The organism is Cronobacter muytjensii ATCC 51329, assembly GCF_001277195.1.
In the GTDB taxonomy this organism is placed as follows: Bacteria; Pseudomonadota; Gammaproteobacteria; order Enterobacterales; family Enterobacteriaceae; genus Cronobacter; species Cronobacter muytjensii.
In genome coordinates this window covers 854,633-879,434 of the sequence record NZ_CP012268.1, presented here as the reverse complement: position 1 = coordinate 879,434, position 24,802 = coordinate 854,633, and the positions used below count along the sequence as shown (strand labels likewise).

General features: G+C 58.7%; 25 protein-coding genes. 10 read left to right on the top strand and 15 right to left on the bottom strand.

Going from position 1 to position 24,802, the window contains the following annotated elements; genetic code table 11:
• Positions 1-31: 31 nt before the first annotated feature.
• A complete protein-coding gene (zipA, locus tag AFK63_RS04075) occupies positions 32-985 on the bottom strand; it encodes a cell division protein ZipA (protein WP_038861377.1) in 954 nt (317 codons plus the stop codon).
• Between the two features lie 230 nt (positions 986-1,215).
• On the opposite strand from zipA, the gene cysZ reads away from it, so the two are divergent.
• From cysZ to AFK63_RS04045, 6 genes are all read left to right on the top strand, one after another.
• Positions 1,216-1,977 carry a sulfate transporter CysZ gene (cysZ, locus tag AFK63_RS04070; protein WP_038861375.1) on the top strand — a complete coding sequence of 254 codons (762 nt, stop codon included), beginning with the start codon at positions 1,216-1,218 and terminating at the stop codon, positions 1,975-1,977.
• Positions 1,978-2,123: 146 nt separating this feature from the next.
• The gene (gene cysK / locus AFK63_RS04065) at positions 2,124-3,095 is read left to right on the top strand and encodes a cysteine synthase A (protein ID WP_038861373.1); all 972 of its coding nucleotides are present in this window, start codon (positions 2,124-2,126) and stop codon (positions 3,093-3,095) included.
• A 385-nt stretch (positions 3,096-3,480) separates the two neighbouring features.
• On the top strand, positions 3,481-3,738 hold the full coding sequence (ptsH, locus tag AFK63_RS04060) for a phosphocarrier protein Hpr (protein WP_000487600.1): 258 nt from the start codon (positions 3,481-3,483) through the stop codon (positions 3,736-3,738).
• 43 nt (positions 3,739-3,781) lie between these two features.
• The gene (gene ptsI / locus AFK63_RS04055; RefSeq protein WP_038861371.1) at positions 3,782-5,509 is read left to right on the top strand and encodes a phosphoenolpyruvate-protein phosphotransferase PtsI; all 1,728 of its coding nucleotides are present in this window, start codon (positions 3,782-3,784) and stop codon (positions 5,507-5,509) included.
• A gap of 43 nt (positions 5,510-5,552) precedes the next feature.
• Positions 5,553-6,056 (top strand): PTS glucose transporter subunit IIA, encoded by a 504-nt coding sequence (crr, locus tag AFK63_RS04050; protein WP_004385842.1) that lies wholly within the window; start codon positions 5,553-5,555, stop codon positions 6,054-6,056.
• A 74-nt stretch (positions 6,057-6,130) separates the two neighbouring features.
• The gene (locus AFK63_RS04045) at positions 6,131-6,655 is read left to right on the top strand and encodes a hypothetical protein (protein WP_038861370.1); all 525 of its coding nucleotides are present in this window, start codon (positions 6,131-6,133) and stop codon (positions 6,653-6,655) included.
• 29 nt (positions 6,656-6,684) lie between these two features.
• On the opposite strand, the gene cysM is transcribed toward AFK63_RS04045, so the two are convergent.
• The 8 genes from cysM to AFK63_RS04005 form a co-directional block, all read right to left on the bottom strand.
• The gene (gene cysM / locus AFK63_RS04040; RefSeq protein ID WP_038861368.1) at positions 6,685-7,596 is read right to left on the bottom strand and encodes a cysteine synthase CysM; all 912 of its coding nucleotides are present in this window, start codon (positions 7,594-7,596) and stop codon (positions 6,685-6,687) included.
• A gap of 117 nt (positions 7,597-7,713) precedes the next feature.
• Complete coding sequence (gene cysA, locus AFK63_RS04035; RefSeq protein WP_038861367.1) at positions 7,714-8,808, bottom strand: sulfate/thiosulfate ABC transporter ATP-binding protein CysA; 1,095 nt, start codon at positions 8,806-8,808, stop codon at positions 7,714-7,716.
• A complete protein-coding gene (cysW, locus tag AFK63_RS04030) occupies positions 8,798-9,667 on the bottom strand; it encodes a sulfate/thiosulfate ABC transporter permease CysW (protein ID WP_038861366.1) in 870 nt (289 codons plus the stop codon). Before cysW ends, cysA begins: the two co-directional genes overlap by 11 nt.
• Positions 9,667-10,497, bottom strand: a complete 831-nt coding sequence (gene cysT / locus AFK63_RS04025) for a sulfate/thiosulfate ABC transporter permease CysT (protein WP_038861365.1) — start codon at positions 10,495-10,497, stop codon at positions 9,667-9,669. Before cysT ends, cysW begins: the two co-directional genes overlap by 1 nt.
• On the bottom strand, positions 10,497-11,513 hold the full coding sequence (locus tag AFK63_RS04020) for a sulfate ABC transporter substrate-binding protein (RefSeq protein WP_038861364.1): 1,017 nt from the start codon (positions 11,511-11,513) through the stop codon (positions 10,497-10,499). Before AFK63_RS04020 ends, cysT begins: the two co-directional genes overlap by 1 nt.
• A 159-nt stretch (positions 11,514-11,672) precedes the next feature.
• Entirely contained in the window at positions 11,673-12,575 is a 903-nt protein-coding gene (locus AFK63_RS04015; protein ID WP_038861363.1) for a Dyp-type peroxidase, read from the bottom strand.
• Positions 12,576-12,665: 90 nt separating this feature from the next.
• On the bottom strand, positions 12,666-13,250 hold the full coding sequence (locus AFK63_RS04010) for an RpoE-regulated lipoprotein (protein WP_038861362.1): 585 nt from the start codon (positions 13,248-13,250) through the stop codon (positions 12,666-12,668).
• A gap of 61 nt (positions 13,251-13,311) precedes the next feature.
• Entirely contained in the window at positions 13,312-13,746 is a 435-nt protein-coding gene (locus AFK63_RS04005) for a DUF2919 domain-containing protein (protein ID WP_038861361.1), read from the bottom strand.
• Between the two features lie 99 nt (positions 13,747-13,845).
• Here AFK63_RS04005 and AFK63_RS04000 point away from each other — a divergent pair, with 99 nt between their 5' ends.
• Positions 13,846-14,244: a YgiW/YdeI family stress tolerance OB fold protein gene (locus AFK63_RS04000; RefSeq protein WP_038861360.1), complete on the top strand. Its 399-nt coding sequence runs from the start codon at positions 13,846-13,848 to the stop codon at positions 14,242-14,244.
• 38 nt (positions 14,245-14,282) lie between these two features.
• On the opposite strand, the gene AFK63_RS03995 is transcribed toward AFK63_RS04000, so the two are convergent.
• Positions 14,283-14,708, bottom strand: coding sequence for a GNAT family acetyltransferase (locus AFK63_RS03995; protein WP_032984393.1), 426 nt, complete (start codon positions 14,706-14,708; stop codon positions 14,283-14,285).
• Between the two features lie 214 nt (positions 14,709-14,922).
• Between AFK63_RS03995 and amiA the strand changes: the two genes are divergently transcribed.
• Positions 14,923-15,798: an N-acetylmuramoyl-L-alanine amidase AmiA gene (gene amiA, locus AFK63_RS03990; protein WP_038861359.1), complete on the top strand. Its 876-nt coding sequence runs from the start codon at positions 14,923-14,925 to the stop codon at positions 15,796-15,798.
• 2 nt (positions 15,799-15,800) lie between these two features.
• Positions 15,801-16,703: an oxygen-dependent coproporphyrinogen oxidase gene (gene hemF / locus AFK63_RS03985; RefSeq protein WP_038861358.1), complete on the top strand. Its 903-nt coding sequence runs from the start codon at positions 15,801-15,803 to the stop codon at positions 16,701-16,703.
• A 33-nt stretch (positions 16,704-16,736) separates the two neighbouring features.
• Here the strand turns inward: hemF and mtnA are convergent, their stop codons facing one another.
• Complete coding sequence (gene mtnA, locus AFK63_RS03980) at positions 16,737-17,756, bottom strand: S-methyl-5-thioribose-1-phosphate isomerase (protein ID WP_038861357.1); 1,020 nt, start codon at positions 17,754-17,756, stop codon at positions 16,737-16,739.
• Positions 17,757-17,861: 105 nt separating this feature from the next.
• Here mtnA and mtnK point away from each other — a divergent pair, with 105 nt between their 5' ends.
• Positions 17,862-19,061, top strand: a complete 1,200-nt coding sequence (gene mtnK, locus AFK63_RS03975; protein WP_038861356.1) for an S-methyl-5-thioribose kinase — start codon at positions 17,862-17,864, stop codon at positions 19,059-19,061.
• A gap of 749 nt (positions 19,062-19,810) precedes the next feature.
• Here mtnK and AFK63_RS03970 read toward each other — a convergent pair.
• Genes AFK63_RS03970 through AFK63_RS03955 form a run of 4 tightly spaced genes read right to left on the bottom strand, consistent with a single transcriptional unit; the run spans position 19,811 to position 24,639 of the window.
• Complete coding sequence (locus AFK63_RS03970) at positions 19,811-21,055, bottom strand: LVIVD repeat-containing protein (RefSeq protein ID WP_038861353.1); 1,245 nt, start codon at positions 21,053-21,055, stop codon at positions 19,811-19,813.
• On the bottom strand, positions 21,055-22,119 hold the full coding sequence (locus AFK63_RS03965; RefSeq protein ID WP_038861352.1) for a sugar ABC transporter substrate-binding protein: 1,065 nt from the start codon (positions 22,117-22,119) through the stop codon (positions 21,055-21,057). The genes AFK63_RS03970 and AFK63_RS03965 overlap by 1 nt, the downstream gene beginning before the upstream one ends.
• Before the next feature lie 22 nt (positions 22,120-22,141).
• Positions 22,142-23,137, bottom strand: a complete 996-nt coding sequence (locus AFK63_RS03960; protein WP_038861351.1) for an ABC transporter permease — start codon at positions 23,135-23,137, stop codon at positions 22,142-22,144.
• Positions 23,134-24,639, bottom strand: coding sequence for a sugar ABC transporter ATP-binding protein (locus tag AFK63_RS03955; protein ID WP_038861350.1), 1,506 nt, complete (start codon positions 24,637-24,639; stop codon positions 23,134-23,136). The genes AFK63_RS03960 and AFK63_RS03955 overlap by 4 nt, the downstream gene beginning before the upstream one ends.
• Positions 24,640-24,802 lie beyond the last annotated feature (163 nt).

The window sequence follows — 24,802 nt, the reverse complement described above, 5'->3', positions numbered from 1 at the left end:
GGTTAGGGAGAGGAATTTTTGCGGCGGGCGGTTAGCCGTTCGCCTCTTTCACATCGCGAATTCTGTCCTGATATTCACGCAGCTTTTGTGGCGTCATCATACGACGCTGGTCGTCCAGCACCACGCCGCCGACTTCATCGGCGATATGCTGCGCCGACTGAAGCATCAGCTTGAAATTCTGCAGCTCGTCGCCAAACCCCGGCACCTGCATGAAGATGGTGATACCAGGCGTTGTGAAATCAGTCATGATTTCCGGGTCAAACGAACCGGGTTTTACCATATTCGCAAGACTGAACAACACAGGGCCACTGCCGTCCGGGCTCAGGTGGCGATGGAAAATATTCATATCGCCGAACTTAAAGCCTGCCTGCTGAATACTGTTGAACAGCACGTCGCCGTTAAGCTGGCTACCCGCATGGGCCGCGACGTTCATAATAATCACAGTTTCTTTCGGCTGCGGTTTTTCCGGCGCGCTTACTTGCGCAGGCTCAGAAACCGGCTCTGGCTGCGGCGCAGGCTCAGCGATCGGCTGCGGCGCAGGCTGATGCATGGCGGGTTGCGCCGGTGCAGGTTGCTGCGGCGCGGTCTGGCGCACCGGCTGCGGCTGTTGCGGCTGATGTACCGGCGTCTCAGGCGCTTCGCCGTACGGGGCCACAGGCTCCTGCTCCACAGGCTCGCGAACAGGCTGACGCGTCTGCGACGGTGCGTAAGGCGGCTGATAGTTATGCTGAGGCTGACGGGCAGGCGCGCTTTCCGGCGCCGGCGCGCTGCGACGCACGCGAACTTCGCCCACGCCTTCGTCATCCAGCTCATCGACGTCGTCTTCGTCTTCATCCTCATCGCGCTTCGACTTCATGCGCTTCATCGGACGATCGCGGAACATAGAAGAACGTTCCTTACGGCTGGTCCATAAACCATGCACCAGTAAGGCGATTATGGCGATCGCGCCAACAATGATTAATATCAGACGCAAATCCTGCATCATTATATTCTCTGTTGTTCTAACACCTTGCCATGACGGCAAACATTTACTCACTAAGAGTATTTGCCCATTACGGCAAGTGCAAGTGCGCGCTCAGTTTTCCGGGCAGAAAGATGAAAGAAATCGTGCTTTTTGCTGTTTTTTCGACCATTTCTCGGGTGGCGCAATTTTCCCTCTCGGTTAAGATAACCTGGCCCCGGTCCGGGCGGGTCTACAAGGAGCTTTGCAGGAATATGGTTTCGAACACAGGCGCGGGTTCGCGCAGCGGTCTGTACTACCTTTCTCAGGGATTCAAACTGATAAGCCAGCCGGGTATCCGGCGCTTCGTGATCCTCCCTCTGTTGGTCAATTTTCTGTTGATGGGCGGCGCATTCTGGTGGCTCTTTACCCGTCTGGATAACTGGATCCCGCAACTGATGACCCATGTGCCGGACTGGCTGCAATGGCTCAACTACCTGCTCTGGCCGCTGGCGGTCATCTCTGTCGTGCTTATCTTCGGCTACTTTTTCTCCACGCTCGCCAACTGGATTGCCGCGCCGTTCAACGGCCTGCTGGCGGAGCAGTTAGAAGCGCGCCTGACCGGCGCGACGCCGCCAGATACGGGCATTTTCGGCATCATGAAAGACGTGCCCCGCATCATGAAACGTGAATGGCAAAAGCTCGCCTGGTATCTGCCGCGCGCGCTGGTGCTGTTGTTGCTCTACTTTATTCCCGGCATCGGGCAGACCGTTGCGCCAGTGCTATGGTTCCTGTTCAGCGCCTGGATGCTCTCCATACAATATTGCGACTATCCGTTCGACAACCATAAAGTGCCGTTTAAAACCATGCGCGCGGCGCTGCGCGAACATAAAGGGTTGAACATGCAGTTCGGCGCGCTGGTGAGTCTCTTTACCCTTGTGCCGGTGCTGAATCTGGCGATTATGCCAGTCGCGGTCTGCGGCGCGACGGCCATGTGGGTTGACTGCTATCGCGGCAAACACGCCAGCTGGCGCTAGTCTTGGTGGCATATACTGATGCTTATTCCATACTCATAAGCATTATTTCGCACAGGCATAACGATATACGAAATCCTTACTTCCTCAGAGGCGGTGAGCGGGTATGCTGGTGCGGTTCCCAAATTTCATACAGTTAAGGACGGGCTATGAGCAAGATTTTTGAAGACAACTCGTTGACTATTGGCCATACGCCGCTGGTTCGACTGAACCGTATCGGTAACGGACGCATTCTGGCAAAGGTAGAGTCACGTAACCCAAGCTTCAGCGTTAAGTGCCGTATCGGTGCCAATATGATTTGGGATGCAGAAAAGCGCGGCGTTCTGAAGCCGGGCGTGGAGCTGGTCGAGCCGACCAGCGGCAACACCGGTATCGCGCTGGCCTATGTGGCCGCTGCGCGCGGCTATAAGCTGACGCTGACCATGCCTGAAACCATGAGCGTTGAGCGTCGCAAACTGCTGAAAGCGCTGGGCGCCAATCTGGTGCTGACCGAAGGCGCGAAAGGCATGAAAGGCGCGATTCAGAAAGCCGAAGAAATTGTGGCCAGCGACCCGTCTAAGTATCTGTTGCTCCAGCAGTTCAGCAACCCGGCGAACCCGGAAATTCATGAAAAGACCACCGGCCCGGAAATCTGGGAAGATACCGACGGTCAGGTTGATGTTTTCATCGCGGGCGTTGGTACCGGTGGTACGCTGACCGGCGTGAGCCGTTACATCAAGAACACCAAAGGGAAAACCGATCTTATTACGGTTGCGGTCGAGCCTACCGACTCTCCGGTGATCGCGCAGGCGATCGCAGGTCAGGAGCTGAAGCCTGGCCCGCACAAAATTCAGGGTATTGGCGCGGGCTTTATCCCGGGCAACCTCGATCTTAAGCTGGTTGATAAAGTTATCGGCATCACCAATGAAGAGGCGATCTCTACTGCGCGCCGCCTGATGGAAGAAGAAGGTATTCTGGCGGGTATCTCTTCCGGCGCAGCCGTCGCCGCGGCACTGAAGCTTCAGGAAGATGAAACCTTTACCAATAAGAACATTGTGGTTATCCTGCCTTCTTCGGGTGAGCGTTATTTAAGCACCGCGCTGTTCGCCGATCTGTTCACTGAGAAAGAATTGCAACAGTGATGCCAGATTGTTAAATATGCGCAAAAAAGCACCCAAAGGGGTGCTTTTTTGTGGCATGCATCAAACTTTTGCCTTGTTTGGCATTGCCTGGATTGGTTGGGTCTGGTATTTAACCAGCAATTATTTCGATGCGTGAAATTAATCCTGAGGCGAATTGATGTGTGCTGAATCGATTTAACGATTTGGTCATGATACTTCGTTCGCGTCATAATGATTAATGACGAGCGAAACGCGAGCCGCATGGAACAATGATGCCATGCGCTTTTCGTGATTCTGGCATCCGTGCTGCGTTCCGTTACGCCGACGCTAACTATACAGGCTAAAGTCTCGCCGCCAGGCTAGACTTTAGTTCCACAACACTAAACCTATAAGTTGGGGAAATACAATGTTCCAGCAAGAAGTTACTATTACCGCTCCGAACGGTCTGCATACCCGCCCTGCTGCTCAGTTTGTGAAAGAAGCGAAAGGCTTCACTTCCGAGATCACTGTGACTTCCAACGGCAAAAGCGCCAGCGCAAAAAGCCTGTTCAAACTGCAGACTCTGGGCCTGACTCAGGGCACCGTTGTGACCATCTCCGCAGAAGGCGAAGATGAGCAGAAAGCAGTAGAACATCTGGTAAAACTGATGGCTGAACTCGAGTAAGTTCCGGGTTCTTATTAAAATCAGTCACAAGTAAGGTAGGGTTATGATTTCAGGCATTTTAGCGTCTCCGGGTATCGCTTTCGGCAAAGCACTGTTGCTGAAAGAAGATGAGATTGTCATCGACCGGAAAAAAATTTCTGCCGATAAGGTTGATCAGGAAGTTGAACGTTTCCTGAGTGGTCGCGCCAAAGCCTCCGCTCAGCTCGAAGCTATCAAGATCAAAGCCGGCGAAACTTTCGGTGAAGAAAAGGAAGCTATCTTCGAAGGCCACATCATGTTGCTGGAAGATGAAGAGCTGGAGCAGGAAATCATAGCCCTGATTAAAGATAAGCACATCACTGCCGACGCGGCAGCGCATGAAGTTATCGAAGGTCAGGCGACCGCCCTGGAAGAGCTCGACGACGAATACCTGAAAGAGCGCGCTGCTGACGTGCGCGACATCGGTAAACGTCTGCTGCGCAACATTCTGGGCCTGGCCATTATCGACCTGAGCTCCATTCAGGATGAAGTCATTCTGGTAGCAGCCGATCTCACCCCGTCGGAAACCGCACAGCTGAACCTGAAAAAGGTGCTGGGCTTTATCACCGATCTGGGCGGCCGCACCTCCCACACCTCTATCATGGCGCGCTCTCTTGAGCTGCCAGCGATTGTGGGCACCGGCAGCGTCACCACGCAGGTGAAAAACGACGACTATCTGATTCTCGATGCGGTTAATAACAAAGTTTACGTTAACCCGACCAACGAAGAGATCGAATCCCTGCGCGCGATTCAGACCCAGGTCGCTGAAGAAAAAGCGGAACTGGCGAAGCTCAAAGATCTGCCGGCTATCACGCTTGACGGCCATCAGGTTGAAGTCTGCGCGAACATCGGCACCGTGCGCGATGTCGCGGGTGCAGAGCGTAACGGCGCTGAAGGCGTAGGCCTCTATCGTACCGAATTCCTGTTCATGGATCGCGACTCCCTGCCGACCGAAGAAGAGCAATTCCAGGCGTATAAAGCCGTGGCTGAAGCGTGTGGCTCGCAGGCGGTTATCGTACGTACCATGGACATCGGCGGCGACAAAGAGCTGCCGTACATGAACTTCCCGAAAGAAGAAAACCCGTTCCTCGGCTGGCGCGCGATTCGTATCGCCATGGATCGTAAAGAGATCCTGCGCGATCAGCTGCGTGCTATCCTGCGCGCCTCCGCGTTCGGCAAGCTGCGTATCATGTTCCCGATGATTATCTCGGTTGAAGAAGTACGCGCGCTGAAAAAAGAGATCGAGGCTTTCAAACAAGAACTGCGTGACGAAGGCAAAGCTTTCGACGAATCGATTGAAATCGGCGTGATGGTGGAAACGCCGGCGGCCGCGACTATCGCGCGTCACCTCGCCAAAGAAGTTGATTTCTTTAGTATTGGTACCAACGATCTGACGCAGTACACCCTGGCGGTTGACCGCGGTAATGATATGATATCGCATCTTTACCAGCCGATGTCACCGTCTGTCCTGAACCTGATCAAGCAAGTTATTGATGCATCTCATGCTGAAGGTAAGTGGACTGGCATGTGTGGTGAGCTTGCTGGCGACGAACGTGCTACACTTCTGTTGCTGGGGATGGGTCTGGATGAATTCAGTATGAGTGCCATTTCTATCCCGCGCATTAAGAAGATTATCCGTAACACGAACTTCGAAGATGCGAAGGTTTTAGCAGAGCAGGCTCTTGCTCAACCGACAACGGACGAGTTAATGACGCTGGTTAACAAGTTCATTGAAGAAAAAACAATCTGCTAATCCACGAGATGCGGCCCAAATTACTGCTTAGGAGAGAAGGCTAATGGGGTTATTTAGTAAACTGTTCGGTGATAAAGGCAATAGCGACACCGGAACCATTGAGATCGTTGCTCCACTGTCTGGTGAAATCGTTAATATCGAAGACGTGCCGGATGTAGTGTTCGCAGAGAAAATCGTTGGTGATGGCATCGCTATCAAACCGACCGGTAACAAAATGGTTGCGCCGGTTGATGGCACCATCGGTAAAATTTTCGAAACTAACCACGCTTTCTCTATCGAATCGGACAGCGGCATCGAACTGTTCGTCCACTTCGGTATTGATACCGTTGAGCTGAAAGGCGAAGGCTTCAAACGCATCGCTGAAGAAGGCCAGCGCGTGAAGAAAGGCGACCCGGTTATCGAATTCGATCTGCCGCTGCTGGAAGAAAAAGCAAAATCCACGCTGACGCCGGTTGTCATTTCCAATATGGACGAAATCAAAGAGCTGACCAAGCTTTCTGGTAGCGTGACCGTCGGTGAAACGCCGGTTATCCGTATCAAGAAATAAGACTGACTCGTGTACAAAAATGGCGCCTTACGGCGCCATTTTTTTATCTGAACCTGAAATACCGGACACACACCATGCGCCGCTGGCGTTCACTCTGTCTCTTCTTCGCACTTCTGCTGCCTACCGCGCCGCTCTACGCGGGCTCACCCGGCCCATACGTGCTGGCGTTTATCGATATTTCCGCCTCGCCGCTCAACGACGGGCAAGCCCTCACCGCCGCTCTTCGCAACGCGCCCACCGTGCCTGGACGTGAACCGTGTTTTTTATGCGATGAAAGCGATCAGGTAGAAATGCTTTATCTTTATCGCCTGCCGCCCGGGCTGTCGGTCGACACGCTACGTCTTGCCGTTAACGGCGATAAAACCGCACGTAATCGGATGCAGCAAAAGCTCGCGACGTTTGAAGATAAAGACGGCTATAAGATTGATGGCTTGCTTATCTATGAGCACAAGCCTGGCAACGTCAGCCTCTATGCGATGCCCGCTACACCCGGTAAAGCGCTGCACAAGGTGAGTAAACCGGTTAAGCGTTACCTGTCGCCGTCGAGCCTGGATAAATTGATGGAAGATGCGGCGGCTGAAATCCCCCGCGACATCTGAACGGCGGGCGAACGCCCGCCGCTCGCGTGCTAAATCCCCGCGCCCTGGCTGTAGATCTCTTCGCTAAACACGCCCGTTGAGAGATAGCGGTCGCCCCTGTCGCAGATAATCGCCACCACCACCGCGCCCGGATTCGCCTGCGCCACGCGCAGCGCGCCACAGACCGCCCCACCGGAGCTCACGCCGCAGAAAATGCCTTCTTTACGCGCAAGTTCCCGCATCGTGTTTTCCGCATCGCGATGGTGAATATCAAGCACCTCGTCCACCAGCGACGCGTCAAAAATTCCCGGCAGATATGCCGCGGGCCAGCGACGGATGCCCGGAATGCTGCTGCCCTCTTCCGGCTGTAGTCCGACCACGGTTACCGGTTTTTCCTGCTCGCGTAAAAAGCGGCTGACGCCGGTAATGGTGCCCGTCGTTCCCATGCTGGAGACGAAATGGGTAATGCGCCCGTCGGTCTGACGCCAGATCTCCGGCCCCGTCGTGGTGTAGTGCGCCCACGGGTTATCGGGGTTATTAAACTGGTCGAGGATAATGCCCTCGCCGCGCTGCGCCATCTGTGCGGCCAGATCGCGCGCGCCTTCCATACCCTGCTCGCGGCTCACCAGCACGAGCTTCGCGCCGTAAGCCTGCATCGCCGCCTTGCGCTCCATGCTCATGTTATCCGGCATCAGGAGCGTCATCTTATAGCCCTTCACGGCGGCGATCATCGCCAGCGCGATACCGGTATTGCCGCTGGTGGCTTCAATCAGCGTATCGCCAGGCTTAATCTCGCCGCGCGCCTCGGCCCGGGAGATCATCGCCAGCGCCGCTCTGTCTTTGACCGAGCCTGCCGGGTTATTACCTTCGAGTTTGACCCAGATTTCGCTGCCGTTATCCGGCCCCAGGCGCTGGAGTTTGACCAGCGGCGTATTGCCGATGGTATGTTCGAGTGTAGTCACGATATTTACTCAATAAAAAAGCCGGGTACGCTTCGCTTACCCGGCCTGAAAGACGCAGTGATGATGACAGGCCCGGCAGGCATCGCGCCACCGGGCGATAAACTACGCAATAAGCTATCAGGCGGACTTCGCCAGAGCAATATCTCCGCGCGTCTCGATGCGCTCGTTGCCGTGGTAAATGCGCGCATGCTGAAGGCCAACGAACAGCCGCTCGCCGCGGTGCGGCACGTAATCTTCGCGTAGCACCACCGTCAGCGGCTCGTCATACCAGCCCTGCGGCTGCACCACGAGCTGCATATAGTGGCCTTTCGGGCTCACTTCCAGCACGTGTACCGGCAGCGGCGAATCAAGGCTGGTGCGACGGCTCACGTCCACTTCCCACGGGCGCAGGAACAGATCAACCGGCCCCTGGTACGCAGGCGTAAAGCCGAGTGGCCAGCGATGCGCGCCGACGTGGAACTGCCCGCCGCGTACGGTGCCCTTGAGGCGGTTTACTTCGCCTAAAAACTCCAGCACGAAGCGGGTCGCCGGTTCGCGCCATACCTGTTCCGGCGCGTCGGCCTGTTCGATATCGCCCTGACTCATCACCACCACGCGGTCGGCCACTTCCATCGCCTCTTCCTGGTCGTGCGTGACAAAAACGCTGGTGAATTTCAGCTCTTCATGCAGCTGACGCAGCCAGCGACGAAGCTCTTTACGCACCTGGGCGTCAAGCGCGCCGAACGGCTCATCCAGCAGCAGAATTTGCGGCTCCACCGCCAGCGCGCGGGCCAGCGCCACGCGCTGTTTCTGCCCGCCGGAAAGCTGCGCCGGGTAGCGGTCGGCGAGATGCGCCAGTTGCACCATCTCCAGCAGCTTCGTCACTTTTTGTTTAATCGCCGCCGCGTTCGGACGTTCGCGCTTCGGCAGCACGGTCAGGCCAAACGCGATATTGTCGAACACCGTCATATGGCGGAAAAGCGCGTAATGCTGGAACACAAAGCCCACTTTTCGCTCGCGGGCGTGCAGGCGGCTTACATCGGTGCCGTGAAAGCGGATGTGGCCGCTGGTCTGGTGTTCGAGCCCGGCGATAATGCGCAGCAGCGTGGTTTTTCCGGAGCCGGATGGGCCCAGCAGCGCCACCATCTGGCCGGAAGGGATATCCAGAGAGATATCATTCAGCACCTGGGTGCGACCAAAAGATTTCTTAATATTGGCAATCTCAATGCTCATGATTTCCCTCCTGTTGCACGCGTTTTTCCTGATTATTCAGGCGCCATTGCAACGCACTCTTTAAAAACAGGGTCAGAATCGCCATCAGCGTCAGCAGCGCGGCGGCGGTAAACGCGCCGACGGTGTTGTAGTCCTGCTCCAGCAGCTCAATCTGCAACGGCAGCGAAAGCGTCTCGCCGCGAATCGAGCCGGAAACCACCGACACCGCGCCAAACTCGCCGATAGCGCGGGCGTTGGTCAGCACCACGCCATACAGCAGCGCCCAGCGAATATTCGGCAGCGTCACGCGACGGAACATCTGCCAGCCGGATGCGCCAAGCAGAATCGCCGCCTCGTCCTCATGGCTGCCCTGGCTAAGCATTACTGGCACCAGTTCACGCACCACGAACGGACAGGTTACAAATACCGTCACCAGCACCATGCCCGGCCAGGCGAACATAATCTGCAGATCGTTCGCGTCCAGCCAGCCGCCAAGGGGACCGTTCGAGCCGTAAAACAGCAGATACACCAGCCCCGCCACCACTGGCGACACGGCGAAAGGAATATCCAGCAGCGTCAGCAGCAGCTGACGGCCAGGAAAATCAAAGCGCGTTACCAGCCAGGCAAGCAGCGTGCCGAACACCAGGTTCACCGGAACGGTGATCAGCGCAATCAGCACCGTCAGCCAGATAGCGTGCAGCATGTCGGGGTTGGCGATATTTTCCAGCACCGGCATCAGACCATCGGAAAAGGCTTTGGCGAAGATGTAAACCATCGGCACCACGAGAATAAACGCCGACAGCAGCATCCCGATGGCGATAAGCGCCCATTTGCCCCAGTTTATGCGCGCGCCAGGGCGCGCCTGCGTCATCATCGTCATCAGTGTCCCACCACCCGGCGTCCAAAACGGCTTTGCAGCGTGTTAATGGCAAACAGCAGCAGCAGCGACGCGGCCAGAATCACGGAGGCTATCGCGCTCGCGGCCGGGTAATCGAACTCCTGCAAACGAACAAAAATCATCAGCGAGGCCACTTCGGTTTTCCAGGCAATATTGCCCGCGATAAAAATCACCGCGCCGAACTCGCCGAGGCTGCGGGTAAACGACAGCGCCACGCCCGCCATCAGCGCTGGCGACAGCTCCGGCAGCACCACTTTGCGAAAACTTTGCAGACGCGTGGCCCCTAACGTTTCCGCCGCTTCCTCATATTCCGGGCCAAGCTCTTCAAGCACCGGCTGTACGGTACGGACCACAAAAGGAATGCTGGTAAATGCCATCGCCACCGCGATGCCAAGCCAGGTGTAAGTCACTTTGATATCAAACTTCGCCAGCCACTCGCCGTAAAACCCGTTCACTGAGAACAGCGAGGCGAGCGTGAGGCCCGCAACAGCGGTCGGCAGCGCGAAGGGTAAATCCATCAGCGCGTCCAGCAGCGTACGGCCCGGAAAGCGGTAGCGGGTTAAAATCCAGGCCATCAGCAGGCCGAACGCGCCGTTAAACAGCGAGGCGACCGCCGCCGACAGCAGCGTCACTTTGTATGCCGCCACCACCTGCGGGTTGGAAATTACCTCCCAGTACTGCGCCCAGCTCATCTGGGAAAGCTGCATCACCAGCGCGCTCAGCGGCAGCAGCAGGATCAGGCAAACAAACAGCAAACTCGTGCCGAGGCTCAGGGTAAATCCCGGCAGTACGCGTTTAGAGACTGCAAACATCACTTACGCCCCGCCGCCACCAGCTTGTCGAACTCACCGCCGCTGGCAAAATGGGTTTTCATCACGTCCGGCCATTTGCCGAAGGCGTCTTCCACGCGGAACAGTTCAGTCTGCGGAAACTTATCTTTCAGCGAATCCATAACTTTCGGGTTATTCACGCGGTAATAGTAGCTGGTGATGATCTGCTGCGCCTGCGGGCTGTAGAGCCAGTTCAGGTAAGCGTTGGCCGCTTTTTCCGTGCCGTTAGCCTTCACGTTTTTGTCCACCCACGCCACCGGAAACTCCGCCAGGATGTTCACCTTCGGCACCACAACTTCATACCCTTCTTTGGCGTACTGATTACGGATGTTATTCACTTCCGACTCAAAACTAATCAGCACATCGCCGAGGCCGCGCTCGACAAAGGTCGTGGTCGCGCCGCGACCGCCGGTGTCGAACACTTCAACGTTTTTCAGGAACTGAGTCATAAACTGCTGGGTTTTGGCTTTATCGCCGCCGTCAGCTTTATCCGCCGCGCCCCAGGCCGCCAGATAGGTATAACGCGCGTTGCCGGAAGTTTTCGGGTTCGGGAAAATCAGCTTCACGTCCGGGCGCACCAGATCATTCCAGTCGTGAATGTTTTTCGGGTTCCCTTTACGCACCAGGAACGCCATCGTGGAGTAAAACGGAGAGCTATTGTTCGGCAGACGCGCCTGCCAGTCAGCCGCGATAAGCTTACCTTTGTCATGCAGGATCTGAACGTCGGTCACCTGGTTATAAGTTACAACGTCTGCTTTTAAGCCCTGCAAAATCGCGAGCGCCTGCTTTGAGGAGCCCGCGTGAGACTGTTTGATCGTCAGCGTATCGCCGGGGTTATCCTTCGCCCACTGCTGTTCGAACGGCGGGTTCAGGGCAGCGAACAGCTCGCGCGAAACATCATAAGAGCTGTTAAGCAGTTCAGTCGCCTGCGCGGACCCCGCTATCAGCAGAGAAACCGCCAGCGCGCCCCATGCTTTTTTCACTGATTTCACGGCCATTTTGCACCTTATAAATGTGATAACGATCGAGCCATCAGTGTATTTATACAGGTGAGAAAGCTATACCGCTTTTATATACCGTTTAGTGATTTGCAAGCGCAAAAGGATATAAGACGAGAGGCGTGACAACGCGGCCCGCAAGGCCGCGCGCGTAGGGGATCAGAGGTTTAACAGGCGGGTCAGCGACGGCGCGAAATAGTAGCCGCCCGTCACCGGGCGCGTGAAGCGCAGCATCGCGTCACGCTTGCCATCGGCGTCGCCAAACATGCTCAGCAGTTGCTGTTCGATGTTATAGAGGCGCGCGCAGTAGGCGCAGAAGTACAGGCCGTGCACGCCGCTCGCGGTGCCGTAAGGCAGGCTCTGGCGCACAATCTTCAGCCCTTTGCCGTCTTCTTTGAGATCAACGCGCGAGAGATGCGACGTCACCGGGCGCGCATCGCCGTCAATCTCTTCGTTGGCGACTTTCGTGCGGCCCATCATCATCTCCTGGTCCGGCACGCTCAGGCGATTAAGCTGTTTCAGGTTGTGCTCCCAGCGCTGCACGAAAACGTAGCTGCCGCCGGCGTCGATACCGTCCTGAATCACCGCCACGTCGCGACGTTTTTCTTCGCCCGCCGGGTTCTCAGTGCCGTCCACGAAGCCACTCAGATCGCGGTCTTCCACCCAGCGAAAACCGTGGGTCTCTTCCTCGATTTTCAGCGCGTCGCCGAAGGCTTCCAGCGCCGCCTGGGCCACAGAGAAGTTAACGTCGTGACGCAGCGACAGAATATGGATCAGCACATCGCGCTGCGTGGCGGGCGCGAGCCCTTTGCCGAGCGGCGCAAAATCTTTCAGTTCCGCCGCGCTGTCATCATGGCTGAGCGCGCGCCAGAGCGTGTGGCCGAACGCCACCACCACACCGAGATTCGCCTCGGGAAACTGCGCCTGAAAGGTCGCTACTTTATCGGCGAAAATTTTGCTCGCCGCGCGCAGCGCCTCGCGCTGGCTTTCATCAACGCTCGCTTCCAGCCAGATAGCCGCGCGACAATGCTCCGGCAGAATGCCGCTTTGAACCACAGACATCACTCCTCCTGATAAACCGCTGCCAACAGGTGGCAAAACCGGGCGTATTGTACCCGATTTATCGGCTCAGGCGTTGCGTTTACGCAAGGCTCAGCGGTGCCAGATTATCTTTTTCAGCGTCCAGCCTTTGAGCGTGTCATCCGGCGGCAACAGCTCCTGCGGGCCGCGCCAGTCGCCGCTAAAGACGTAGCTGATGTGTTCGCTGCCGGGCGCCTTACACTCCACCGCCGCGTCATCCGGCGCGCTGGCCTTCTGACACGCGCCCTGGGCCTGTTTAAAGAGATCGCCAAACGGGGTGCCGATAGCCACACCGCTATCGGTGGGAATCGCCTTATCCAGCACGTCGATGCGGCTCACCTGGCCGTTTTCGCCGTCAATGACCAGCGCCAGCTGGTTCTCTTTCATCGCTTCGAAATAGCGCACAATGGTGCCGCCATTCGCGCGCATCCCGCTGCGCAGGCGGTAATCGTCGCCCAGCGCCTCGTGAATCGCATCTTCCTGAAGCGGCGTAGCGGCGGTGATATCGCCGACGCCTTTGTCCGTCACTTCCAGCGACGAGCCCCACCAGTCAAACCAGTGCCACGGGGCTGCCGCCGACCAGTTCACGCTGGAGAGCGTCGAGCACCCGCCAAGCAATAGCGAGGTTCCACACAGCAGCAGAGGCAATTTCTTCATTACGGTTCCTTAATCAGTCGACAATGTCTCGTTGGAGCGCAAAGACGGCAAAAAGTGCCATTCAGGGCGTCGGCGTTTCAAAACAGGCGCGCAGGCGACGATGCGAAGCCAGCAGCCACAGCGCCCAGGCGTCCAGCGCCAGCAAGGCCAGCGCAATGCCGCCCGGCGCGTCGCGCCACAGCAGGAGCGCCTGCGAGATCAGCATCAGCGCCTGCGTCAGCATCAATACATAACGGGCGTAGCGCCACAGGCGCGGATAATCGTGCCGCCGTCCGCTTAATAAAAACGTCAGCATCGCGGGCATTCCCGCTGCGAGGCCCATCCAGAAGCTTTGGCGGTCGGGGTAAAACAGCGCCAGCAGCGCCTCGCCCTGCCCGCGCGACGCGCCCGCCAGCACGAACAGCGCCCAGGTGCGCGCCTGCAGTAACAGCACGGCCCAGAACAGCGCCGGGAGCTTCAGCCAGCCCCGGTTATCATAATCAGAAGGTAAAAACATGTATAAATCCTGGACTACGCCCGCATCGGATCCAGAATTATGTCACTGTATAACAAGACGAAGAAAGGTCTTCGTCGTGCACAACCCAAGGAGATGGAAATGAAAAAACAGCTTATCGCTCTGTGTATCGCCGCGTCCGCGCTGTCCGCTATGCCCGTCATGGCGCAGGAAGGCGGCTTCTCAGGCCCGGATAACAGCGCCAGCGCTAATGCCGCCAAAGGCGGTTTTCAGGGGCCGGACGCCGCCAGCACGACCGTTAACGACGCGAAAAATCTGCGCGACGACGCGTGGGTGGTGCTGGAAGGCAATATTGTTCGCAAACTCGGCAAAGAGCTGTATGAGTTCCGCGACGCCAGCGGCAGCGTGAATGTCGATATCGACGATCACGTCTGGAACGGCGCCACCGTCACGCCGAAAGATAAAGTGCGCCTTGAAGGCGAAGTGGATAAAGACTGGAATTCCGTCGAAATCGACGTGAAGAAAATCACCAAAGGCTGACGCCTGGCTCACCCGGCTTTGGCCGGGTGACACGCTGTTTAGTATTCCTGATCCTCGATGAGCCGTTTGCCAAGGCTAATCACATCCTGATGTTCATAGCCAAGCCGCTCGTACATGCCGAGCACGACGTCATTCTCCTCGCGGATCTGGATATTGATTTTCGGGCAACCGCGTGCGATGAGCTTCTTCTCCAGCCGGTTAAGCAGCGCATTCGCAATGCCGCGCCCGCGAAATTCCGGGTGAACGCCCAGGTAATACGCCGAACCGCGATGGCCGTCATAGCCGCCCATGACGGAGCCGACGATTTCGCCGCTTACTTCCGCCACCAGGAAGAGATCCGGGTCATGGTTGAGTTTACGTTCGATATCCATTTCAGGATCGTTCCACGAACGCAGCAGATCGCAACGCTCCCACAGGGTGATGACTTCTTCAAAGTCGGCCTGACGAAAAACGCGTATCTCCATGGTATTCCCCGTGTTTTAAGGCGTAAAAAACGAGATTATGGCGCTATCGGCTTCAATAGCCAATATCTCCGGCAAAAGTTCGTTGAAAATGGCATACTGATGAATCATCACGCCCTGAAATGAATCGTAAAACTTTTGTTGCAACAGGGTGTCGTTCCACGCCATTACGCCAGGTTATAACACTCCAGGACAGTAAAATCAGAAGTCAGGACGCATGAGCACTTTCAAACCCCTAAAAAAACTCACCTCGCGCCGTCAGTTACTGCGCACCGGCCTTGCCGCGCTGGCACTCACGGGTCTTAATCAGGCGCTGGCGAAGGAAGAAAGCCCGGCGCTGAAAACCCGCAACAGCCACAGTAAGCCGAAGGCGAAAAAAGCGGGCGCGCGTCGTCTCGTGATGCTCGATCCGGGCCACGGCGGCATCGACACCGGTGCTATTGGCCACAACGGCTCGAAAGAAAAGCATGTGGTGCTCGCCATCGCGAAAAACGTACGCGCCATCCTGCGTAAAAACGGTATCGATGCCAAACTGACCCGCAGCAACGACACTTTTATTCCGCTCTACGATCGCGTCGAAATCGCGCATCAGCACGGCGCGGATCTTTTTATGTCGATTCACGCCGACGGCTTTACCAGCCCCAGCGCCGCCGGTGCGTCGGTCTTCGCGCTCTCGAATCGCGGCGCCAGTAGCGCCATGGCGAAGTACCTCTCCGAGCGCGAAAACGCCGCCGATGACGTGGCGGGCAGCAAAGTGAAGAATAAAGATCACTATCTGCAACAGGTGCTGTTCGACCTGGTGCAGACCGACACTATTAAAAACAGCCTGACGCTCGGCTCGCATATTTTGCGCCAGATAAAACCGGTGCACCGCCTGCACAGCCGCAACACCGAGCAGGCGGCGTTCGTGGTGCTGAAATCGCCGTCGATCCCGTCCGTGCTGGTGGAAACCTCCTTTATCACCAACCCGCAGGAAGAGAAACTGCTCGGCACCGCGGCCTTTCGCCAGAAGATAGCGACGGCCATCGCCAACGGGGTGATAAGCTATTTCAACTGGTTTGATAACCATAAAGCCCACTCGAAACGAGGCTAACGATGGCACCGGATATTCAGCGCGTAAAAGCGTTTTTACTCGATTTACAGGACCGCATCTGCCAGCAACTGGCCGCCGTTGACGGCGACAGCTTCGTTGAGGACGCCTGGCAGCGTGAAGGCGGCGGCGGCGGACGCAGCCGTGTCCTGCGCGACGGCGCGGTGTTTGAACAGGCGGGCGTTAACTTCTCTCACGTGCATGGCGACGCGATGCCTGCCTCCGCCACGGCGCATCGCCCGGAGCTTGCAGGCCGCAGCTTTGAAGCGATGGGCGTCTCGCTGGTCGTGCATCCACGCAACCCCTATGTGCCGACAAGCCACGCCAACGTGCGCTTTTTTATCGCCGAAAAACCGGGCGCCGATCCGGTCTGGTGGTTTGGCGGCGGCTTTGACCTGACGCCGTTTTACGGCTTCGAAGAGGACGCCACCCACTGGCACCGCACCGCACGAGATCTCTGCGCGCCGTTCGGCGACGACGTCTATCCGCGCTATAAAAAGTGGTGCGACGATTACTTCTACCTGAAGCATCGCCAGGAGGCGCGCGGCATAGGCGGGCTGTTTTTTGACGATCTCAACACGCCCGATTTCGACACCTGCTTCGCGTTTATGCAGGCGGTAGGCGACGGCTATCTCAATGCCTATTTGCCCATCGTTGAGCGTCGTAAAGCCCTGCCCTGGGGCGAGCGCGAGCGCGAATTCCAGCTCTACCGCCGCGGGCGCTATGTGGAATTCAACCTGGTGTGGGATCGCGGCACGCTGTTCGGGCTGCAAACCGGCGGGCGTACCGAGTCGATTCTGATGTCGATGCCGCCGCTGGTGCGCTGGGAATATGGCTACCAGCCAGAGGAGAACAGCCCGGAAGCGGCCCTCTACAGCCATTTCCTGCCGGTACGCGACTGGGTGTAACGCACGGGCGTCCGCCTTGCGCGGACGCCGCTTTTACCCGGCGAAACGGCCGTTCGCCACCTCATCCGGCGTGACCACGCCGCCGTCCAGCACCCAGCCGCTAATCAGCGAGGCTGGCGTGACGTCAAACGCCGGGTTATAGACCCGCGCGTTTTCCGGCGCCCACTGCACCGCGCCGAAACTGCCCGCCACGCCGGTCACTTCCGCCGCCGCGCGCTGCTCAATCGGAATGGCCGCACCGTTCGGGCAGGCCGGGTCGAGCGTGGTTTGCGGGGCCGCCACGTAAAACGGCACGTTATGATATTTCGCCAGCACGGCGAGCGAATAGGTGCCGATTTTGTTCGCCACATCGCCGTTCGCCGCAATTCTGTCCGCGCCGACCCAGACAGCGTCCACCTGCCCCTGGGCCATTAGGCTGGCGGCCATCGAATCGGTAATCAGCTGATACGGTACGCCGAGCTCGCCAAGCTCCCAGGCGGTTAAGCGCCCGCCCTGCAACAGGGGCCGGGTTTCATCCACCCAGACATTTGCCACTTTGCCCTCTTCATGCGCGCGCGCAATCACGCCGAGCGCCGTACCGACGCCCGCCGTCGCCAGCCCGCCGGTATTACAGTGGGTCAGCAGGCGACTGCCGGGCGTCACCCGCGCGCTTCCGGCCCGCGCGATACGTTCGCACAGCTCGCGATCTTCCTGCACCAGCCGTAACGCCTCCGCGCCGAGCGCCGCCGCAAAATCCGCCTGCGCGAGCGCCTGTTTCATGCGGTCGAGATTATTCATCAGGTTTACCGCCGTGGGCCGCGCCGCGCGCAGCACGTCCAGCGCCTGGCCGAGCGCATCGCGCGTCATGCCCTTTTCCGCCAGCAGCGCCAGCAGCAGGCTTGCCGACAGGCCAATCAGCGGCGCGCCGCGCACCCTTAAGGCGTGAATATGACCGACCAGCGCGTCGACAGTATCGGCGGGCAGCCAGTTTTTCTGCTGCGGCAGCGCCTGCTGGTCGAGGATCCAGAGCTTGTTATCCACCACCCGCAGGCTGGTCGTCTGAAGTGTCTGCATGCGTTAAATCCTTGTTGCGTTATTGTGTTCTATTGTGTCAGGATGAAATCCAGATGTATAGACGTCTGTACGGCTTTATAACCAGATTGAATGAGGATATCAGCAATGTCGCAATACCGAACCTTTACGGCCAGCGATGCGGTGGCTTATGCGCAACAATTTGGCGGCCTCAGCGCGCCCGACGAACTGGTGAGCGCGCAGGAGGTCGGCGACGGCAATCTCAATCTGGTGTTTAAAATCTTTGATAATCAGGGCGTCAGCCGGGTTATCGTCAAACAGGCGCTGCCCTATGTGCGCTGCGTGGGCGAATCCTGGCCGCTGACGCCCGACCGCGCGCGCCTTGAGGCCCAGACGCTGGTGGCGCACTATCAGCACTGCCCGCAACATACCGTCAAAATTCACCACTACGATCCGGCGCTTGCCGTGATGGTGATGGAGGATCTCTCCGATCATCGCATCTGGCGCGGCGAGCTTATCAACGGCGCGCACTATCCGCAGGCGGCGCAGCAGCTTGGCGAATATCTGGCGCAGACGCTGTTCCATACCAGCGATTTTTACCTGCATCCGCATGAGAAAAAGGCTCAGGTGGCGCGCTTTATCAACCCGGCCATGTGCGAAATCACCGAAGATCTCTTCTTCAACGATCCGTATCAGATTCACGAGCGCAATAACTACCCGGCGGCGATTGAGGCTGACGCCGCTGCGCTGCGCGATGACGCGGCGCTGAAAACCGCCGTGGCGGCGCTCAAGCACCGCTTTTTCTCCCACGCCGAGGCGCTGCTGCACGGCGATATTCACAGCGGTTCGATTTTTGTCGCCGACGGTAGCCTGAAGGCGATTGACGCAGAGTTCGGCTATGTTGGCCCGGTGGGCTTCGATGTCGGTACGGCCATCGGCAACCTGCTGCTGAACTACTGCGGCGCGCCTGGCCATCTCGGCATCCGCGAAGCCGCTGACGCACGCGAGCAGCGTCTTACCGATATCGCCACGCTATGGCACACCTTCGCCGAACGTTTCCAGACGCTGGCGCGCGAGAAAACCCGCGACGCGGCGCTGGCACAGCCCGGTTACGCCAGCGAGTTTTTGAAGAAAGTCTGGGCCGACGCCATCGGTTTTGCTGGGACGGAGTTGATTCGCCGAAGCGTCGGGCTGTCCCACGTGGCGGATATCGACACCATTCGTGATGAAGAGATGAAGCATTCGTGCCTGCGCCACGCGATTGGGCTCGGCAAAGCGCTGATCCTGCTGGCCCCGCGTATTGAGAGCGCTGACGAGCTCATTGCCCGCGTGCGACAGTACGGTTAACGCATTGCCAGTGGTGGGTGCGCTTCGCTTACCCACCCTACGAAACGTTTCCTCTGCCTGCACGGTAGGTGCGCTTCGCTTGCCCACCCTACGAAAATAACACCGTCCCCCCAACCTTCAGCGCCGACGCGGATGCGAGGGGGAAATTGCGGCTGCCCTTTGGCCGCGAGCCGGGATTGTTAAGGGGGCGGCGGCGAGCCCCCTTAACACGTTCGCGTGAGGGAAGGCGACAGCGTCAGCGCGCGCCCTGGCGAACGTAACCGTTCAGCGCGCTTACCTGTTCGCCCCTCACGCAAGCCGTCTCCCGGCGGGGAGAGAGAGACCGGGCGCGGATGCCTGGCTTGCCGATGGCGGGTGCGGCTTCGCTTACCCGCCCTACGAAACTAAAACCGTCATCTCCCCGACCTTCAGCGCCGAACGCGGATGCGAGGGGGTTATTGCGGCTGCCCTTTGGCCGCGAGCCGGGATGGTTAAGGGGGCGGCGGCGAGCCCCCTTAACACGTTCGCGTGAGGGAAGACGACAGCGTCAGCGCGCGTCCTGGCGAACGTAACCGTTCAGCGCGCTTACCTGTTCGCCCCTCACGCAAGCCGTCTCCCGGCAGAGAGAGGCCGGGCGCGGATGCCTGGCTTGCCGATGGCGGGCAAAACGTTTCCCCTGCCGGTACGGTGGATGCCCTGCGCTTTACCCACCCTGGATGTTTCATCAGGCTGTAAGGCAGGTAAGCGAAGCCGCACCCGCCATCCCACCCCTACCCCAGATACTCAATGACCGACAATCCGGCGTTGTAATCGGTGCTGTAAATTATCCCCTGCGCATCCACGAACACATCGCACGACTGGATAACCCGCGGACGACCGGGGCGCGTATCCATCATCTTCGCAGGCGCGGCAGGCACCAGCGCGCCGGTCTCAACCGGACGATACGGGTTCGAAATGTCATAAGCCCTTACGCCCGCGTTCTGGTACGTCGCGAATATCAGCGTCGAACTCACAAAACTGCCGGGGCGGTTCTCATGAAGGTTATGCGGGCCGAAATGCGCGCCTTTCGCCACGTAGTCCGTTTCATCCGGCTGCGGGAATGTCGAGATGCTCACCGGGTTAGACGGCTCGCGAATGTCAAACAGCCAGATAAGCTTCTCGCCATCTTCCTGGTTATCCAGCACCGCTTCATCAAGCACCACCAGCAGGGAGCGCTCCGGCAGCGGCAGCGCAGTATGCGTGCCGCCGCCAAACGGCGGGCTCCAGTTGCGGTGCGCGATAAGCTTTGGTTCGCGGCGGTCTTTCACATCCAGAATCGTCAGCCCGCCGTCACGCCAGCTGCCATACGCCGTATCGCCCGCGATAATCGCATGGTGCAACGCATAGCGTTTGCCTTCCGGCCACGTGGGCTGCTCGCCCGCCGCCTCGTTCATGCCGGGCAACCACCAGCGCCCCGCCACTTCAGGGTTGCGCGGGTCGGCAAGATCGATGGTCAGGAAAATGTAATCGCTAAAGCCGTCGATAAGCGCTGAAACATACGCCCAGCGGCCGCCCACATACCAGATGCGGTGAATGCCAATGCCGTCGAGCGGCAGAAAACCGATTTCGCGCGGCTTATCGGGCGTTGCGATATCAAACACCCTAAGCCCCGCGCTCCAGCCTTTGTCCGCCACATCGCGCACCGTCTCGCCCACTGCGCGAGTGTAGTAAACCTTTTCATCGGCGAAGCGCGCGTCGGCGAACAGGTCGCGGGCGTTGATGACCAGCAGCAGATCGTCATGCGCCTGCAAATGGACATTCCAGGTGCCGGGCGGCGCGGGCACAAAACCCGCCGCTTTCGGACGCGTCGGGTCGCGTACATCCACGACAGAAAAGCCCTGCGACACCATATGGCCAATGTACGCAAAGCCGCGATGCACCATTAGCTGTACGCCGTCCGGACGACCGCCCTGATCGCTGTGACCAATCAGCCGCATATTGCGGCTGTAATCCGGGCGCGGTAAATCAGCCGCCATTATTTCTGCTTCGCTTCAAGCGTCGCAAACCACGGCGCGATAAAATCTTCCGTCTGGCCCCAGCCCGGAATAATTTTGCCAAGCGCCGCCACGTTGACTGGCCCGGTCTGGCTTGCCAGCACGGCCTGCGGAATGGCCGCCGCTTTAAAGTCATAGGTGGCAGGCGTCGGCTCGCCCGCGAGCTTATTGGCGATAAGCCGCACGTTGGTCGCGCCAATCAGTTTCGGATCCACCGCCACGCTCACCTTCCACGGGCTGCCTGCCTCGCGCATCAGTTGTAAATCCTGGTTGGAGATATCGATGCTGTAGAGTTTTATCTCGGTGCGGCCATTCTCTTTCAGCGCCTTGTACGCGCCCTGGCTGAAGGCGTCCCAGGTGCCCCAGATGGCGTCAATCTTGCCTTTCGGGTATTTCGCCAGCACCGCGCCCACTTTATTGGCGGTGTCGCCCTGCACGTCGGAGGAGACCGCGCCGATAGACTCCAGCTCTTTAATGCCGGGGTTCTGCTTAAGGATCTCCTGGAACGCCGCCTGACGACGCTCCATCGGCGGGAAGCCTGCCACCCACAGCTTGATGATGTTCGCCTTGCCGTTGAAATCTTTTACCAGCTGGCCTGCGGAAAGCTGCGTGAGCGACGCGTCATCCTGCTGGGTTACCGTCACGCCCGGGATCTCGCCCTTCACGGCGGTATCGAAGACCGAGACTTTGATCCCGGCCTCAACGATGCGTTTTACCAGCGCCGTGGAATACGGATCGCGGCCCTGGGAGAGAATAATGCCGTCATATTTCTGGCTGATGGCCTGGTTAACGAAATCCTGGAATTTCGCGTCGTCGCCGTTGCTTAAAAACGTGCTGACCTTAAAGCCGAGCTTTTTGCCTTCCTGGATTGCGCCCGCCACAAACTGCGTGGTGTTATCGTCCGAGCCGAGGTTGCGGATAACGGCGATGCGCACCGGCCCGTTGTGGTTCGCGATGGCGTCCGGCACCGGCGCAGGCGTAGCGGCCTGGCCCGGCAGCGCGCAGAGTAAGCCCAGCGTCAGTAAAGAGAGCGTCAGTTTTTTCATTTTGTTATTTCCCTGTCTGTGATTAACGTCGCTGGATATAGGTGATGGCAAGCGCCCCAGCGAGCACCAGCCCTTTAATAATGTCCATCGCGTAGTACGGCACCGAGAGCATCACCAGCCCGTTGGAGAGCACGCCGAGGATAACTGCCCCTACCAGCGTGCCGAGCGCGTTCGGCTTGCCGGAGCCCGCCAGCGAAAAGCCGATCCAGGCCGCCGCGACGGCGTCCATCAGGTAGCCGCTGCCCGCATTCACCTGCGACGAGCCGATGCGCGAGGCAAGCAGAATGCCGCCGAGGCCCGCCAGCAGCGAGGCAATCACATACGCCGCCACCTTATAACGCGTGATGCGAATACCGGAGAGGCGCGCCGCCTCCGGGTTGCCGCCGATGGCGTACATACGCCGCCCGTGGGTGGTGAGCGACAGCGCGAGCTGCGCCACTACCGTCACCACCAGCATCACAATGACAATAACCGGCACCTGGCCCAGCAGGCTAAACGCATCAGGGATCACGCCCTCCGCCATCTCGCCGCTCGGCAGCACCATGTTTTGCGTAATCGACCCGCCGTAGCTGTAGGTCATCGCCACGCCCTGGATGACAAACAGGCTGGCGAGCGTGGCGAGCATATCCGGGATTTTCAGCACCACGATAAGAAACGCGTTAAACAGCCCGACCAGCGTACAGAGAAGCAGCGTGACAATAATCGCCCCGGTCGTACCGAAGCCGTGCCAGACAAACAGCGAAATCACCAGCGCGTTGGCGAGCGACGCCGTCGAGCCCACGGAGAGATCGAACCCGCCGATAGTCAGCGACACCGATACGCCAATGGCTATCACCGTGACGATAGCGATAGAGCGCAGAATATTGATGATGTTGAACGGATCGAGAAAGTTGTCCGACGCGACGCCAAACAGCGCGACCAGCGCCACGACGGTCAGCAACATCCCCCATTTATAGAAAAACTCAAACAGCTGGTGGCGCGCCGACGGCGTGCTCTTCAGGGTTGCGGCCTTGCTCACGCGGGGGTTCCTCCGGTGGAATAGAGTAATAAAGTTTCTTCGCTGGCCTCGCGGCCATCCAGCTCCGCGACGATACGCCCGTCCCACAGCACGCAGATGCGGTCGCACAGGCCCACCAGCTCGGCGAATTCGCCGGAGGCGTAAATAATGCCTTTGCCCTCGCGAGCGAGGCCGTCAATGAGGTTGAACAGATCGGTTTTGGCTTTCACGTCCACGCCTTTGGTCGGCTCATCGAAAATCAGCACGTTGTTATCGCCGCGTAACCATTTGCCGATGGCGACCTTTTGCTGATTGCCGCCGGAGAGCCTTCGAAGCGTCTGCCCCGGCCCGCTGGCGCGAATGCCCAGACGCTGAATCACCTCCTGCGCCCAGCGCCATGCGTCGCGCCGTCCAAACAGCCCCCAGCGGGTAAAACTGCCGTCGGCGCTGGCGGCGAGATTCATGGCTATCGGCTCATCGATGAAAATGCCCTCTTTGCGCCGCTCTTCCGGCACCAGCGCCACGCCACGCGCTACGGAATCGGCAGGATGGGTGGGCCGCCACGGACGGCCCGCCAGCTCCCCCTGGCGCAGCATGCTTTTGCTCGCGCCAAACAGCGCCTTGCAGAGCTCGGTTTTACCGGCCCCCGCCAGCCCGGCGATGCCGAGAATTTCGCCGCGCTTAAGCCGCAGCGAGATATCCTGCAGCAGCGTCTCGTCATGCAGCCCCTCCACTGCCAGTAACACCGCGTCGCCAGGCGTCGGGCGGCGCGGCGGATAGAGCGTTTCCAGCGCGTGGCCCAGCATTTTCTCTACGATCTGCTCGCCGGAGAGCGCCGCCATCGGCCCGCTCTCAATGAGCCTGCCATCGCGCAGTACCGTCAGGGTGTCGCAGATGGCTTTCAGCTCATGGATGCGGTGCGAGATAAACACCACGCCCATGCCCTGCGCCTGCAGGCGTCGCACAACCGCGAACAGACGCTCGCTCTCGTGCTGGTCGAGCGGCGCGGTGGGTTCGTCGAGAATCAGATAACGGCAGTGGTGAGAGAGCGCCCGCGCCAGCAGCACATGCTGTTTTTCGGCAAGCGTGCAGCTGTCGATACGGCGGTTGACGTCCATCACGACATCGAGCTGCGCCAGCGCCGCGCGGGCGCGGCGGCGGGTTTCGCCCCAGCGGTAGCGCAGGCCGCCTTCGCGCAGTCTGTCGAGCATAATGTTTTCCGCGATGCTCAGCCCCGGCACCAGCGCCGCGTCCACCTCCTGCTGCACCAGATGAATGCCGAGCGCTTTGGCATCACGCGGCGAGCGAAGGCTGACAAGCTCGCCGTCGAGCAGGATCTGGCCCTGGTAGTGATCCCAGGCGCCGGAGAGCACCGCCATCAGCGTCGATTTCCCGGCGCCGTTCGCGCCGGTCAGCGCATGCACGGAGCCCGCGCGCAGGGTGAAATCCACCTGCGTCAGCGCCGGAAAGCCGCTGAAGGCCAGGGATATCGCGCGCATTTCAAGGCGCTGGTTCAGGGACATAGCGGAACGTCTCCACAGGAATGAATAATCATTAAACGCAATCATTCACGCGGATATATTCGCTGGCAATGAATGAATCGGCATAAGATAAAGCAAAAAATTATTAGCCGTCCAGATGTCTGGACGTAACATTAATATTTTTCAGGTTGCCGTTGCGCTGACG

Coding starts and splice junctions, on each gene's coding strand:
- AFK63_RS04010 (WP_038861362.1), bottom strand. CDS start 13,250: ATGAAGAAATTGCCTCTGCTGCTGTGTGGAACCTCGCTATTGCTTGGC.
- zipA (WP_038861377.1), bottom strand. CDS start 985: ATGATGCAGGATTTGCGTCTGATATTAATCATTGTTGGCGCGATCGCC.
- hemF (WP_038861358.1), top strand. CDS start 15,801: ATGGCACCGGATATTCAGCGCGTAAAAGCGTTTTTACTCGATTTACAG.
- AFK63_RS03955 (WP_038861350.1), bottom strand. CDS start 24,639: ATGTCCCTGAACCAGCGCCTTGAAATGCGCGCGATATCCCTGGCCTTC.
- AFK63_RS04000 (WP_038861360.1), top strand. CDS start 13,846: ATGAAAAAACAGCTTATCGCTCTGTGTATCGCCGCGTCCGCGCTGTCC.
- AFK63_RS03965 (WP_038861352.1), bottom strand. CDS start 22,119: ATGAAAAAACTGACGCTCTCTTTACTGACGCTGGGCTTACTCTGCGCG.
- amiA (WP_038861359.1), top strand. CDS start 14,923: ATGAGCACTTTCAAACCCCTAAAAAAACTCACCTCGCGCCGTCAGTTA.
- AFK63_RS04020 (WP_038861364.1), bottom strand. CDS start 11,513: ATGGCCGTGAAATCAGTGAAAAAAGCATGGGGCGCGCTGGCGGTTTCT.
- ptsI (WP_038861371.1), top strand. CDS start 3,782: ATGATTTCAGGCATTTTAGCGTCTCCGGGTATCGCTTTCGGCAAAGCA.
- mtnA (WP_038861357.1), bottom strand. CDS start 17,756: ATGCAGACACTTCAGACGACCAGCCTGCGGGTGGTGGATAACAAGCTC.
- crr (WP_004385842.1), top strand. CDS start 5,553: ATGGGGTTATTTAGTAAACTGTTCGGTGATAAAGGCAATAGCGACACC.
- AFK63_RS04015 (WP_038861363.1), bottom strand. CDS start 12,575: ATGTCTGTGGTTCAAAGCGGCATTCTGCCGGAGCATTGTCGCGCGGCT.
- AFK63_RS04005 (WP_038861361.1), bottom strand. CDS start 13,746: ATGTTTTTACCTTCTGATTATGATAACCGGGGCTGGCTGAAGCTCCCG.
- ptsH (WP_000487600.1), top strand. CDS start 3,481: ATGTTCCAGCAAGAAGTTACTATTACCGCTCCGAACGGTCTGCATACC.
- AFK63_RS03970 (WP_038861353.1), bottom strand. CDS start 21,055: ATGGCGGCTGATTTACCGCGCCCGGATTACAGCCGCAATATGCGGCTG.
- mtnK (WP_038861356.1), top strand. CDS start 17,862: ATGTCGCAATACCGAACCTTTACGGCCAGCGATGCGGTGGCTTATGCG.
- cysA (WP_038861367.1), bottom strand. CDS start 8,808: ATGAGCATTGAGATTGCCAATATTAAGAAATCTTTTGGTCGCACCCAG.
- AFK63_RS04045 (WP_038861370.1), top strand. CDS start 6,131: ATGCGCCGCTGGCGTTCACTCTGTCTCTTCTTCGCACTTCTGCTGCCT.
- cysZ (WP_038861375.1), top strand. CDS start 1,216: ATGGTTTCGAACACAGGCGCGGGTTCGCGCAGCGGTCTGTACTACCTT.
- cysT (WP_038861365.1), bottom strand. CDS start 10,497: ATGTTTGCAGTCTCTAAACGCGTACTGCCGGGATTTACCCTGAGCCTC.
- cysK (WP_038861373.1), top strand. CDS start 2,124: ATGAGCAAGATTTTTGAAGACAACTCGTTGACTATTGGCCATACGCCG.
- AFK63_RS03995 (WP_032984393.1), bottom strand. CDS start 14,708: ATGGAGATACGCGTTTTTCGTCAGGCCGACTTTGAAGAAGTCATCACC.
- cysW (WP_038861366.1), bottom strand. CDS start 9,667: ATGACGATGATGACGCAGGCGCGCCCTGGCGCGCGCATAAACTGGGGC.